General features: G+C 71.0%; 11 protein-coding genes. 2 read left to right on the plus strand and 9 right to left on the minus strand.

All coding sequences use genetic code 11. From position 1 onward, the window contains the following. Together AB0I15_RS34630 and AB0I15_RS34635 are read right to left on the minus strand one after the other, a co-directional pair. Positions 1–416: phosphotransferase (locus AB0I15_RS34630; protein ID WP_358104862.1), on the minus strand; the 416-nt coding region annotated here is incomplete at its 3' end. Positions 417–431: 15 nt separating this feature from the next. Then, the gene (locus AB0I15_RS34635; RefSeq protein ID WP_358104865.1) at positions 432–1,094 is read right to left on the minus strand and encodes a M15 family metallopeptidase; all 663 of its coding nucleotides are present in this window, start codon (positions 1,092–1,094) and stop codon (positions 432–434) included. 91 nt (positions 1,095–1,185) lie between these two features. Between AB0I15_RS34635 and AB0I15_RS34640 the strand changes: the two genes are divergently transcribed. Beyond that, entirely contained in the window at positions 1,186–4,743 is a 3,558-nt protein-coding gene (locus AB0I15_RS34640; RefSeq protein ID WP_358104868.1) for a BTAD domain-containing putative transcriptional regulator, read from the plus strand. A 448-nt stretch (positions 4,744–5,191) separates the two neighbouring features. On the opposite strand, the gene AB0I15_RS34645 is transcribed toward AB0I15_RS34640, so the two are convergent. Continuing rightward, a complete protein-coding gene (locus AB0I15_RS34645; protein ID WP_358104871.1) occupies positions 5,192–5,785 on the minus strand; it encodes a DUF1707 and DUF4870 domain-containing protein in 594 nt (197 codons plus the stop codon). A gap of 133 nt (positions 5,786–5,918) precedes the next feature. On the opposite strand from AB0I15_RS34645, the gene AB0I15_RS34650 reads away from it, so the two are divergent. Next, positions 5,919–6,263, plus strand: coding sequence for a hypothetical protein (locus AB0I15_RS34650; protein WP_358104874.1), 345 nt, complete (start codon positions 5,919–5,921; stop codon positions 6,261–6,263). Between the two features lie 605 nt (positions 6,264–6,868). On the opposite strand, the gene AB0I15_RS34655 is transcribed toward AB0I15_RS34650, so the two are convergent. The 6 genes from AB0I15_RS34655 to AB0I15_RS34680 all read right to left on the minus strand — a co-directional run bounded on the left by AB0I15_RS34655 (position 6,869) and on the right by AB0I15_RS34680 (position 13,640). Next, complete coding sequence (locus AB0I15_RS34655) at positions 6,869–7,978, minus strand: DUF4192 domain-containing protein (protein WP_358104877.1); 1,110 nt, start codon at positions 7,976–7,978, stop codon at positions 6,869–6,871. A gap of 807 nt (positions 7,979–8,785) precedes the next feature. Continuing rightward, positions 8,786–9,559: an EI24 domain-containing protein gene (locus AB0I15_RS34660; protein ID WP_358104880.1), complete on the minus strand. Its 774-nt coding sequence runs from the start codon at positions 9,557–9,559 to the stop codon at positions 8,786–8,788. Positions 9,560–9,569: 10 nt separating this feature from the next. Beyond that, positions 9,570–10,151, minus strand: a complete 582-nt coding sequence (locus AB0I15_RS34665) for a nucleoside triphosphate pyrophosphatase (protein ID WP_358104883.1) — start codon at positions 10,149–10,151, stop codon at positions 9,570–9,572. A 16-nt stretch (positions 10,152–10,167) separates the two neighbouring features. Beyond that, on the minus strand, positions 10,168–10,776 hold the full coding sequence (locus AB0I15_RS34670) for a DUF937 domain-containing protein (RefSeq protein ID WP_358104886.1): 609 nt from the start codon (positions 10,774–10,776) through the stop codon (positions 10,168–10,170). A 67-nt stretch (positions 10,777–10,843) separates the two neighbouring features. Then, a complete protein-coding gene (gene ftsH, locus AB0I15_RS34675; protein ID WP_358104889.1) occupies positions 10,844–12,829 on the minus strand; it encodes an ATP-dependent zinc metalloprotease FtsH in 1,986 nt (661 codons plus the stop codon). 37 nt (positions 12,830–12,866) lie between these two features. After that, positions 12,867–13,640, minus strand: a complete 774-nt coding sequence (locus AB0I15_RS34680) for a hypothetical protein (RefSeq protein WP_358104892.1) — start codon at positions 13,638–13,640, stop codon at positions 12,867–12,869. Between the last annotated feature and the right edge of the window lie 67 nt (positions 13,641–13,707).

Raw genomic sequence — 13,707 nt, forward strand, 5'->3', positions numbered from 1 at the left:
CGGATGTGGGTGAACGATCCGGCACCCGCAATGGCGGCCAGGACGAGGACCGGGCGCTCGTCCGCCCCGGCCTTGGCCAGCGCGGCGAGCAGCCGCACGTACTCGGCGGCCACGAGATCCTCCGGTGCCCCCGCCTTCAGCGGCGCTCCGGGAACGCGGCTGAGCAGCAGGTACGGCGGCTCGCCCGGCCCGCTCTCCCCCAGCGGCCGAGGAGTCGCGAAGCCGAGATCGAGTTCGGCGAGCACGCGCAGCACCGCCGCCCGCTCCGGCAGCCGGGCCGCCGCCGCGTCGGTACGAGGCAGGCACACGACCGATTCCGCGCCGATCACCACCTGGTGGAACTGACCCTGGTGAACCGTGACGTCCTCCGGCAGCAGCCGGTCCAGCAACGCCTGGTACGTCCGCGGAATCCCCATGTGCCCCGTCTCCCCTCAGCCGGTCCAATCGACGTGAGCGTAGTGAGCCGCCGCCGCGCCGGCCGTAAAGGCCCAGTAGCGGTCGCCGCGGGACCAGTGCCACCACTCGGTCGGATAGTTGACGAACCCGGCCGCCGTCATCGCGTCGGAGAGCAGCCCCCGGTTGGCCCTGACCGTGCCGTCCAGCGACGGGTGGTGGGTGTAGCAGGCCCCGTCGCTCTCCTCGGGGCCGGCGTTGACCGGCGTACCCATGTCCAGTTCGGCGCCGTCGTCCCCGACGAGCGTCAGATCGACGGCGGCGCCGGCGACGTGCGGGGCCACCTCGGGCGGCGCCAGCGAGCGGCTGGCCTGGATGTGCACGAACTCCTCGCTCCACGCCGGGTTGGCGGCGCGGAGCTCATCGGCGTACCGGGAGAAGTAGTGACGTTGCAGCGACAGCGGCCGGTAGCCCTCCACGACCAGCAGCCGCAACCCGTCGGGGAGCATCGCCTGGGCGGTCAGCAACCGATCGACGAGCCCGACGCGCAACTGGGCGTAGGCACCCCGTTCGTCGGCCAGGCGCTGGTCGATCCGCAGGTCCGGCACCTTGCGCAGGTCGAACAGCGGCTCCCCGCAGTCGATCGCCGGGATCGCGGACACCCGCCGGTCGGACATCAGCACGATCGGGGCACCGGTCATTTTCTCCCCACCTCTTCAAAACGGATTCCTCGTGTCCGATCCTGAGGGCGGCTGCTGTAAGTTCTCTGCAATCCCCGTGTAAGAGGTGGCGGTGGAATTTCGGCTGCTCGGCCCGGTCGAGGTCTGGCACGCCGGCCGGCGGCTGCCGGTGGGCGGTCCCAAACCGCGCGCGCTGCTGGCGGCGCTGCTGCTCGGCTCCGGCCGGGTGGTGCCGGTCGATCGGCTGGTGCACCTCATCTGGGGCGACCACGCGCCGGGCACGGCTCGCGCGCTGATCCAGACGTACGTCTCGGCGCTGCGACGCGGCCTGCCGTCCCCCGAGTCGATCGAGACCCGGCCGCCCGGCTACCTGCTGGCGGTGGAGGAGGGGCGGCTGGACCTCACGGTGTTCGAGCGGCTGCTGGCCGAGGGCCGCCGCGCGGCGGGCGCGGGGCGGCACGACGAGGCCGTACGGTCGCTGCGGTCGGCGGAGGCGCTGTGGCGCGGGCCGGCGCTGGGCGGGATCGGCGAGGCGCTGTCGGTGGAGGCCGCCCGCCTCGACGAGCTGCGCCTGGCCGCGATCGAGGAGCGGGTCGCGGGCGAGCTGCTCCTGGACCGGCACGCCGAGCTGGTGCCCGAACTGACCGCCCTGGTCGGCGCCCATCCCACCCGGGAACGGGTACGCGGGCACCTCATGATGGCGCTGTACCGGGAGGGGCGTTCGGCCGAGGCGCTGGCTGTGTACCGGGAGGGGCGGGCGAAGCTGGCCGACGAGCTGGGCATCGACCCGGGGGCGCACTTACAGGAGCTGCACCAGGCGATCCTGCGCGGCGACGCCGCCCTCCTCATCACCCAACCTCCCACCGTCCCACCCCCTCCGCCCGGCACCCGGTACGGCGCACCTCCCCCACCCGGCATTCGGTACGGCGCACCTCCCCCACCCAGCCCGCAGTACGACCCTCCTCCTCCGGCAGGTGTGCGGCTTGACGCGCATTCCCCCACTGCCGACCCGCACGCCGACCCGCACTCACCGCCCCCGGCGCCGCACGACACGCAACCGCCGCCCGCCGTCCCACTTGGCACGCACCCATCGGCCCCAGCTCCGCATCCACCGACCGCCGCCCCGCTTGGCACCGATACCCCGGCCCCCAACCCACACAGCACCCATTCCCGGACCTCCACCCCACCCGGCACGCGTCCCCCAACCCCGGCCGCGCACAGCACGGACCCCTCGATCTCCACCCCAGAGGGCACAAGTCCAGCCCCACACAGCGCGTATCCCCCACGCTCCACCCATTTCTCGACCCTCGCCCAGCACGGGACGCATCCCCCGACCTCCACCCCGCCCGGTACGCGCCCTCCATCCCCCGCACTGCTTGGTGTGCATCCGTCGGTCACCGCATCGGAGAGCGGTCACCCGGTCATGCCCGCCCAACTTCCGCCCGACATATCGGACTTCGCCGGGCGCACCGAGGTAGTCGCGGACCTGGTCCCGCTGCTCACCTCGACGGGCGCCGCCCCACCGGTGCTGGTGGTGTCGGGCAAGGGCGGCGTCGGCAAGAGCACGCTGGCCGTACACGTCGCCCACCGGGCGGCCGGCCACTATCCCGACGGCCAGCTCTACGCCGACCTCCGAGGCACCAGCGACACCCCGGCCACCGCCCACGAGATCCTCGGCCGCTTCCTGCGCTCGCTGGGCATCGAGTCCGCGGCGCTGCCCGAGCAGCCGCAGGACCGGGCCGACCTCTACCGCAGCCTGCTGGCGCAGCGGCGCGTACTGCTGGTCCTCGACGACGCCCGCGCGGAGTGGCAGATCCGCCCGCTGCTGCCCGGCGGCGGGGGTTGCGCGGTGCTCGTCACCTCGCGCGGGCGGCTCGCGGGGCTGGCCGGCGCCCACCTGACCGACCTCGACGTGCTCGACGCCGAGGCCGCGCTCACGCTGCTCGGCTCCATCGCCGGAGCCGACCGGGTGGCCGCCGAGCCCGAGGCGGCACGGGAGATCGTCGATTTGTGCGGGCTGCTGCCCCTCGCTGTCCGTACGGCCGGAGCCCGCCTGGCCACCCGCAGGCACTGGACGCTGGCCACCATGACCGGCCGGCTCGCCGACGAACACCGCCGGCTGGACGAGCTGGCCGCGGGCGACCTGGAGGTGCGGGCCAGCGTCAGCCTGAGCTACCGGCTGCTCGACGAGCAGGCCAAGGCGGCCTTCCGCAGGCTGGGGCTGCTGGGAGTGCCCGACTTCACGTCCTGGATCGTCGCCCCGCTGCTGGACGTGCCCGCCGCCGACGCCGACGACGTGATCGAGCGGCTCGTCGACGCCCAGCTCGTGGACTTCGCCGCGGTGGACGCGACCCGGCAGGCGCGGTATCGGCTGCACGACCTTCTGCGGGTGTTCGCGGCCGAGTGCGCGCAGGCGTACGACAGCGGTCAGGAGCGGAACGAGGCGCTCTCTCGTACGCTCGGGAGCTGGTTGTGGCTGATCACGCAGGCGGGGGCGGCCAGGCCGTCGGGTGAGGTCGAGCTGCGCGGCGAGTACGCCTCGGCCTGCCCGGTGGACGGTCGTGTGGCCGCGCGGGTGCTGGCCGATCCCGGCGCGTGGCTGGAGGCGGAGACGCCCGCGCTGATCGTGGCCGTCGAGCGCGCCGCGGCTTTCGGGCTCGACGTGGCCGCCTGCGACCTGGCGGCGGCGCTGTCGTTCTCGCACGTGTTCGTGGCCAACCGGCTGAACGAGTGGCGTACCAGCCATGACGCCGCGCTGGCGGCCGCGCGCAAGGCGGGCAACCGGCTCGGCGAGGCGGCCCTGCTCGCGGGCCTCGGCCAGATCCATTACAAGCTCGACCGGTTCGAGCAGGTGTACGCGCATCTGTCCCAGGCGCTGCCGCTGTTCACGGAGATGGGTGACGTACGGGGTGAGGCGGTCGTACAGGCCGGGATGGGCAGCGCCTGCCGGGAGCACTGCCGTCTGCGCGAGGGGCTGGACCACCTTGCCAGCTCCGCGGCGATCTTCGACACCCTGGGCGACGACTCGGCCATCGGCTACACCGCCCGGACCTCCGCCGCGATCCACCTCGAACTGGGCGAGTACGACGTCACCTGGCCGCTGCTCGACCGGGCCCTCAAGGCGTACCGTCGGGTGGGCAGCAGACGCGGCGAGGCGCTCACACTACGCACCATCGGCCTCGTCCACCGGGCGCTCGGCAACTACGCGGAGGCCGAACAGCTCAGCGAAGAAGCACTCGCCATCCTGTACGAGACCGGCGACCGGCTGATGATGGCCTTCGGCATACAGGCGCTGGTCAAGGCCCAGATCCGGCAGGGACGCGGCGCCCGCGCACTGCCACTGCTGGTGGACGCGCTGGAGGTCTGCCGACGACATTTCGACCGGTACGGCGAGGCCCTGATGCAGCGCACCATCGGCGAACTGCACCTCGCACACGGCCGGCTCGAGCTCGCCGAGGCCCACCTGACGCGCGCGATCACGATCTCCGAGTCCCTGCACACGCCACTTCCCGCCGCCAGGGCCAGACGCGACCTGGCAGCGGTACGCGCGGCCAGCGGCGACACCGCCGGGGCCGCTGCCCTGACCGCCGCCGCTCTGGCCGTCTTCGTCCGCCATGACGCTCGCGAACAGGACGAACTCACCATCCCCCGCCCCGGCACACCCACCTGAAGCAACCGCTCGAACCCTTCGAGCCCTCCCGCCACCCCTCCGGCTTCCCACCACCACGGCACCTCGCCACGTAAGCCATATCCCCCAGCTCCACGCACGCCTCCCCGCCCCGCCACACCCCCGCGTCGGGCGTCGGGCGTCGGGCGTCGGGCGTCGGGCGTCGGGCGTCGGGCGTCGGGCGTCGGGCGTCGGGCGTCGGGCGTCGGGCGTCGGGCGTCGGCGAAGGATAATAGCCCTCAAGCCACCGCGTCCCACGCAAGCGCCCTCAACCCCCACGCGCGTTCTTCGCCTCTTCAGCCCGGTCCTTCGAAAACTGGAATTCGCAGCCGCATGATCGGACCGCGAAAGGCGAGGTCCGGCCCTCAATAAATGCAGCCCGCCCCGCAGAGACCATGGTGGCCTCGGCAGGGCGGAGTTTGTGATGAAGCGGATTTGTGGCCCCGGGAACTCACTTCACCAGGCGCACCGTGAGCGGATAACGGAAGTTGCCCTCCCCCAGAGCCGACGCGCCGCCAACGATCGCCAGAACGATGGCCGCGACCCAGATGACCGGCACCAGCAGAATGCCGATGAAGGTGAACGGCAGCAGCACTGACGCCCCCACCACCGTGAGCTGGAAGTTCAGCGCTTCCACCGCGTGCTTGCGAATGTAGGGCGAGGTCTTGCCGCCGGTGAGCATGAGGAGCAGCGGGCCGACGATCGGGATGCCGAGGGCCAGCAACGCATGGCCGAGGGCGGCGCCCAGCCGTTCGTTGCTCTCCGGTAGGCGTTCGTCGCGGACCGGACGTGGGAGCGGGGCGAGCTGAGGAACGGACTGGGTGCCGTACAGCTCGGTCATGATGGGCATCAGATCGCCGTGGGTGCGCGCCGTCATGGCCCGCTCCAACCGGTCGTCGAACTCGAACTTGTCGAAGCGGCCCTCCGCGTAAGCCGACTTGACGTGCTCGACCACGTGCTCTCGGTCCTGGGTGGTGACGCGCAGATGAGCTGGCGGCACCTGTCCCGGCCCGGGGGTTTTCGGTACCCCAGCCATAATCGTCATGCCTCTCCTTGGAGAATCGGGCAGTCACCACTCATACTGCGTCGCCGGCGGCTCGAGTGCTATCGGGAGAATCCCGGATCTGTCCCCTAGATCATCCCCGACGCGCGGGCTCCAGACGGTATAAAAAGGATTCATGAGATGGCGAGACCGCTACGGCATTCGTCGACTTCGCGGCCGCAAGATCGCGAAGTTCGACCGTGAGGCGACAGACGCCGACATCGAGGCGCTCATCGCCTTTGCCCGTTCGCGGCGGGGCGTCGAGTTTTATGTCGAACCGGAAACTTTTGCCACCGACACGACCGCAGTGGCGGTGGCCGACGACGGCGAGTGGACCAGGCGAAGGGTCGGCTCACCCGCAGTGATCCACAAGGTTGCCCGCGATCTTGCCCTGCCGGTGTACGACGTTCAACTCACCGGCTACCCGCAACGCATGCGCGCCTACAACGAACGCCGCCGCAGGGAAGAAGGCAGCCTTTGATCTGATCCCCCGTTCACATAATTCCGCCTGCTGGAGCCACCACCGTCGTCACCCAAGTGGCCGCCACCAACGGCCATGACCGACGGTGGCGGCCGGCGGCCGACAACGTGACCCAACGGTCGAGCCCACCGGCTGAGATCGCTGGGCGAGGTCACTGGGCGAGGCAGCCAATGAGGGCCAGTGGTGGAGGTCCTGCGCTCTGGCGGGTGCGGACCCAGACTTGGACGCCCAACCGTGCAGGCTGAGCCGTGCGGGCCGACCGTGCGGGCCGACCGTGCGGGCCGACTGTGATGAGCGGTGGTGGAGGACCAACGGTAGGGCGGGTGCGGCCCAGAATTGGATGCCGAGCCGCACATACCCAACCGTGCAGGCTCAACTGTGCAGGCCCAACCGTGCAGGCCCAACCGTGCACGTAAAGGATCAACCGTGCTTGGTCCGGTGTGGTGCGCGGTGGTGGGCTGCGGTCGGTGGGGGCTGGGCTGCGGGGTCAGGGGCTTCTCGTTGAGCGGGTTGGGTGACGACGGAGCCTGAGTGGTGTTCAGCGAACTCACGGGGGCCTCCGTCTTGGTTGGTGTCGCCGGCCGCCTTACGAGGGTCGAGTGAGATCAGCATGGGGGTTCGGGGACCGACCGAAAATCCTCCTCGTCGAGCAAATTGACCAAGGGCAGGAGCCACGCCGCGTTGACCGGGCCCATGGCGGAGTCCAGTTCGGCGGGGGTTGGTAGGCGGTCTCGGAGGATGGTCGGGGAGAGCAGGTTCTGCAGGGCGTGCATGAGGAGATTGGCCATCGAGTAGTCGGGGTCGGTGGACAGGGCGCGTTCGAGGGCGATGGTGGCCTGGACGTTGTTGCCTGCTCGCCACGCCGCCATGGCCATGAGGGATGCGGCTGGAGGCATGAAACGGGGCTCCAGTCTGCGGGTCAGGTCTTTCCAGAGTGCTGCGTGGGATTCGTGCATGAGGGTCCAGGCCTCGTCGCGGACCCTCATGATCGCCAGATCGAGGCCCAGGCGGGCTGCTTCGGCGTCGTCCAGGCGGCCGCCCTCGGCGTGGGTTCGCAGGGCTGATCGGACTCTGGCGATGCCTTCCGCGACGAATTCCGCTGTGAAGGCGTCCAGGTCTGTCGTGGTCATGAGCCGGGCTCGGACGTCGGCGATGGCGTCCGCTGTGGCGCGGCGCATCGCCATTCGTACGGGGCCGGTGACCGGGGAGACCGTGCGTTCCAGGGCCTCTCGGTCGGGGAGCGCGACAAGGCCGTGCACCGTGGCCTCCGCTGATATCTGGCTGGTGGACAGGTCGTAGGGGGTGCCTTCCGCAGGGCAGCAGGTTGCCAGGTCGCAGACGTACGACCAGTAGCGGCCTTCGTGGGCTCTCAAGGCCTCGCCCACCCGGACTTGGGTCTTGGCCGCCAGCAGTCGTGCCGCGTCCACTGCCGGGGTGACCACGTCGCCGGGTCCGTAGCCGACGATGACCATGTCTGTGACGCCTTCTCGGTCGAAGAGGGGCACCAAAGGGTCGAGGGTGCCGGTTGGGAACGGCAGGCTCCATCGCGCCACCATCTTGGCCTGACCTCGGTCGAGCCCGATGACGATGAGGCTGCGGTGAGGGTGGAACCCGACCAAATAGGGCACGGCGGCCAGGATGTCGGTGGGGGTGCTCAGGGTCAGGCAGGGCTCAGGGGGAAGCTCGGGAATGGGGGCCGAGGAGGTGGCGGTCAACGCCGTGCCAGCCGATGCCGTGCCAGTCGAGGTGGTGACGGGCGAGGGGATGGCGGGCGACGCGGTGGCAGCCGAGGGGGTGGCGGGCGAAGGGGTGGCGGGCGAAGGGGCGACGTCAGTGGAGTGGGCGGCGGTAGCGGCGCACATGGGACTGGCGGCGGGGGTCGGCGTTGAGACTGCCCCGGGGCCAGGGCTGGGAGCCGGCGTTGAGAGGGAGCCGGGACCGGGCGCGGGGATGCCGCTGGCAGAGGGGGTGCGGGAGGGAGTGGAGGTGTCGGCTAGGGCGGGCCTGGGACCAGAGGTGCGAGCGGAGGTGAGGCTGGGACCAGAGGCACCGCTGGGAGTGGGGGCGGGATCCGAGATGCGGGTGGCGGTAGGACTGGACGTGCGAACGGGAGCGGGGCTGAGTCCAGAAGCACCGCTGGAGGTGGGGGCGGGATCCGAGATGCGGGTGGCGGTGGGACTGGAGGGGCGGGTGAGGGTGGGGGGAGGGGTGATGAGGGGCTTGGGGGTGAGGGGAGGTGGCGGGGTGGGGCGGGGGTGGTTGGTCGTCATGGCCCATAGGGTGCCGGGGAGTGAGGTGGCGATTTGGGGCCGAACGGGGTTCTGTGGATGAGCTGGGCGGAGGGCTTGGGGTTGTGGATAAGTGACTCTGGGTGAAACTCGGGGCGCGGTGGGTGCTCTTATGGTGAACGATTCGGCGGACGAGCGATCGGGCGGGGTTCTCTGAGGGTTCACCCCTAGGGGATCCGAGTTGCTCGGGTCGGCGCAGGTGGCCGGATGAGGGCTTCGGCCCGGGGCGATGGCTCAGTTACCGGTCTGGGGAGGGTGCGGCCGGTCCGGGGTGGGAGAGGCAGGAGAGAGGCGGGTGCGTACGAGGAGGGCGGCGCCCGCCACGGCGGCCGGCATGGCGATGACGGCCACGAACGGCACCAGGAACAGCAGGAACGCCGCCACCCCGAACCCCAGCGCGCTCGCCCTGTTGGCGCGCAGCAGGCGGAAGCGGTCCTTGCGGGCCAGCCCGCGGCGTTCCAGGGCCAGGGTGGTGAGCTCAACGGTCAGGAAGAACCCGGACACGGCCGCCCCCAGCACCGGCACCACCGTCTGGCCCACCACGGGCACGAATCCCAGGAAGAACAGCGGGATCGTGAACAGCAGCACGTAGAAGAGGGTGACGAGGCTGTCTCTGATCGAGCGGGGCAGCGTACGCCACCACGGCTGCTCGTGCTCGTTGTCCAGCGGATCGGCCGCCGCCGACAGCTTCTCGTAGAACGGCTCCCCGATCGCCAGCGTCACGGCCACGAACGTCACGACCGCCAGCACCAGCCCCGCGAGGAACAGCACGATGCCCGCCAATGTACGGAACGTCTCCCGCCAGCTCCACGAGTCCGCGAACGGCGTCAGGAACTCGGCCAGCGCGGTGGCGTTCGTACCGAGGAAGATCAGCGCCGCCACGTAGAGGGCGAACGCGATCAGCGCCGGGATCAGCCCGAACAGCCACCAGCGGGTGTTCTTGGCGACCCAGCCGAACCCCTGGAAGAAGAAGCCGACACCGGCCGTGAAGTCGCGCAGTGCTCGCATGCTCGGCAGGCTAGCGCCAGAACGACGTGACCGCGTAGCCGAGATCGGCGAACAGCTCGCGCAGCAGCGGCAGTGAGATGCCCAGCACGTTGCCGTGGTCGCCGTCGATGCCCTCGACGAACCAGCCCCCGCGCCCCTCGATGCTGAACGCCCCGGCCAGGCTGAGCGGCTCTTCGGTGGCGGCGTAGGCGGCGACCTCCTCCTCCGACGGCTGGCCGAAGTGGATCACGGTGGTGGCCACCTCCGCCACCTGCCGGCCGGCGGCCACGTCGATCACGCAGTGGCCGGTGACGAGACGCCCTGTGCGGCCTCGCATGAGGCGCCAGCGCTCGATGGTCTCCTCGTTCGTGGCGGGCTTGCCGTAGGGACGGCCGTCGAGCTCGAGGATGGAGTCGCAGCCGATGACCAGCCCCTCGTCGAGGCCCCCGGCGACCGCCTCCGCCTTGGCCTTGGCCAGCACCAGGCTGAGCGCGGCGGGCGAGTGCGCGGAGAACGCGTCCTCGTCGACCCCACTGACGATCACCTTGGGGTCGAGACCGGCGCTGCGCAGGAGGGCCAGGCGGGCAGTGGAGGCTGAGGCCAGAACGATCACCGGCTTAGCCTACCGGTCACCAGTCGGGGTTCGACGTCCCCGGGGTCACCTCGCGCTCGGGCCGGGCCGAGCCGGGCGAAGGAGCGTACGGGCCGCCCTGTTGCGGCACGGCGCCGCCGAAGATGCCCCCCAGCAGCGCCCCGAGCAGGTCTCCCAGTCCGCCGGGCATCGATGACTGTTCGCGGTTGAGGTCGTCGGCCACGGCGCCGGCGTCCATGTCCCGGCTCACGGCCCGGTTGGCCAGCAATGACATGATCATGGGGGCGATCAGGGGCAGCAGCTTCATGATGGTCCCGGAGTCCACTCCGGCGAGCTGTGACAACCCGGCCGCGGCCTGCTCGGTGCCCTGCCCGCCGAGCACGTGGCCGAGGATGCTGTGCCCGTCGCGGGTCAGCGAGGCCACGTCGCCGTTGAACGGGTCGGCGTCCATGTGGTCGTCCAGCGCCCCGCGCAGGGCGTCGGCGCCGTCCGGGTGCTCCGCGTTACGGGCCAGGCCGCCGACAATGGTGCCCGACACGGCCTCCACGACCTTGCGGGCCGTGAGCGGGTCCGTGCCGAGCATCCCGGCGATCTGTTCCAGTCCTGAGTCTCCGAGCCCGGCGAGCAGCTCGTCAGCCAGTGTCACGACAGTCCCCCGATCGTTGTCGCGGGAGACGTTCCCCTGGTGGGCTCGAGGCAAAGTCCGGGTTGTCCTAATTCTCGGAAAAACCCACCGGCTGGCTGTCGGCGGCGACGCCCTCGGCCGGCCGGTGGCCGTTCGAGTGCGGCTGGTCGTGGACGGACGTGCGCGGGAGCCCGGCGGCGGTGTACGCCCCGGCCTCGTCGAGCGTCTCGTGCTCGAGCAGCGCCGCCACGATCGCGTCCAGCTTGTCGCGGTTGTCGGAGAGGACCTGGATCGCGCGCTCGTAGCACTCGTCCACGATCCGCCGCGCCTCCTCGTCCACCGTGGCGAGCGTGGCGGGCGAGGCCTGCGGCGGCTGGCCGTCGTTGGGCAGGATGGTCAGCGGGCCGACCTTCTCCGACATGCCCCACCGGCCGACCATGCCACGGGCGATCATGGTGACCTGCTCGAGGTCGTTCTCGGCGCCGGTGGTGATGACGCCGTACACGACCTGCTCGGCCGCCATGCCGCCGAGCGCGCCGGTGATGCGGCCGCGCAGGTATTGCTCGTCGTAGGCGTAGCGATCGGTGTCGGGGGTGGACAGCGTGACGCCGAGCGCCCGGCCGCGCGGGATGATGGAGATCTTCCTGACCGGGTCGGCGCCCGGCTGGAGCATCCCGAGCAGCGCGTGGCCGGCCTCGTGGAAGGCGGTCCTGGTGCGCTCCTCCTCCGGCATCACGATGCTGCGGGCCGCGCCGAGCTGGAGCTTCTCCAGCGCGTCGGCGAAGTCGGCCATCGCGACCTTGTCCTTGCCGCGCTTGGCGGCGAGCAGGGCGGCCTCGTTGACCAGGTTGGCCAGGTCGGCGCCGGTCATGCCGGGGGTGGTCTTGGCGAGCTGGTCGAGGCTGATGCCGTCGTCGAGGGGCACGCCGCGCGAGTGCACGGCCAGGATCGCGGTGCGCCCGGCCGCGTCGGGCAGGCCCACCTGGACCGTACGGTCGAAGCGGCCCGGCCGCAGCAGCGCGGGGTCGAGGATCTCGGGCCGGTTCGTGGCCCCGATGACGATCACGCCCTCGGCGCCGGAGAAGCCGTCCATCTCGGTGAGGATCTGGTTGAGCGTCTGCTCGCGCTCGTCGTGCCCGCCGATGCCGCCCGCGCCGCCGCGGGCCCGGCCGATGGCGTCGATCTCGTCGATGAACACGATCGAGGGCGCCACCTTGCGCGCCTCCTCGAACAGGTCGCGGACGCGCGAGGCGCCCACGCCCACGATCATCTCGATGAACTCGGAGGCGCTGGCCGAGAAGTAGGGCACCTTGGCCTCGCCCGCGACCGCCCTGGCCAGCAGCGTCTTACCGGTGCCGGGAGGGCCGGCGAGCAGCACGCCCTTGGGCAGCTTCGCGCCCAGCCTGCGGTATTTGTCGGGGTCCTTCAGGTAGTCGACGATCTCGACGAGCTCGTTCTCGACCTCGTCGATGCCCGCGACGTCCTCGAACGTGACCCGCACCTGCCCGGCCTCGACCGGCTTGGCCGCCTTGGACTTGCCGAGCCCGCCCAGGCCGCCGCCCATCATGCTGGCGCCGCGGCGCATGATCCAGATCCACAGACCGGCCAGCAGCAGCACGGGCAGCAGCGACAGCAGCAGGTTGGAGAAGAAGCCGCGGGTGATGGGCTGCGAGGTGATCTCGACCTGCCCGGTGGCGAGCTGCTGGTCGAGCTGGTCGGTGTTGGCGAAGGCCGGGATCTCGGTCGCGAACTTGCTGTAGGACTCACCGCTCTCGGGGTTCTTCGCCGCCGATCGCAGGTCGCCCTCGACCGACAGGCCCTGGGCGTAGATGTCCTTGACGTTCTTGGAGTTCACCTGCTTGGTGAACTCGGTGTACGAGATCGTCTCGACCGATCCGCTGTCGACGAACGACGACACGACGAAGAAGGCCGCGTACACGACGAGCAGGGTGACGACGAAGCGCCACCAATTGATCTTGGGACGGCCGCCGGACGTGCCGGGCAGGCCCTCCGAGCGCCAGGGCGGCTTGCCCTTGCCCTTGTCCGGTGCCTGGGGCGGTCCAGAGCGTTCCACGGCGTCACTCCCCCACATCGCCGCAATCATGATCTTTCTAGCCTAGAACACGCACCCCTGAGGCCACGCGGCCGATGTCGCGCCACTGCTTGCGCTGCGAGTCAGGCACTGTGACGAACGCCAACCCGGGCTTGCTCATTCCCCCGTCCATGATCACGACGGCCGCGCGGGACGTGTGCTTCCCGTAGGTGACGCGGTAGACGAGCATCCAGCCGCGTTTGACCGGCTGGGAGGCCAGCCAGGTGATCCGGGAGCCCTTGGGGTGGTGGTTGAGCGTCCAGCGGGCGGCCAGCAGCGCCGTGTCGCGGGGGGACTTCTGCTTCAGTATGGGCAGCGGGCAGGTGACGAAGATCCCCCGCAGGGTGGTGTCGCGCTGCCTGGGGAGCACCTGCTTGGTGGTGAACGGCGCCGCCCCGTACGCCTTCCACGGCCGCGACAGCCTCGGCACGGCCAGGCCGCTCCGCCTGTCCTTGATGATCTGCTTGGCCGGGGAGCGCAGGGCCATCCGCTTGAGGCCGCGGGTGAGCCTGGGGACGCGCGGGTCGGCGTACAGGGCCTCCATCGCCGTGTAGCCGGGGGCGAGCGACGGGCTGGGAGAGGGCGTCGCCGTCTCCACGAGGCCCGAGGAGGGCGGCGCGGTCTCCGTGAGGGCGGGCGACGGTGCGGGGCCGGACGAGGGCGGAGGGGCCGGCGGCGCGGTAACCGGCCCCGCCACCACCTCGTCCGGCTCCGACGGGAGCGCCACGGCCAGCGCCACGGCCACGGCCACGACGGCGGCGACCACGGCCAGCCCCCGATACACCACCCGCATCCGTATGTCGCCGATGCGGGAGCGTTTGGGCGGAGAAGCAGGGATCCCAGGCCTGGACGCGGTTCTC

This window comes from Nonomuraea sp. NPDC050643, assembly GCF_040654715.1.
Lineage (GTDB): Bacteria > Actinomycetota > Actinomycetes > Streptosporangiales > Streptosporangiaceae > Nonomuraea.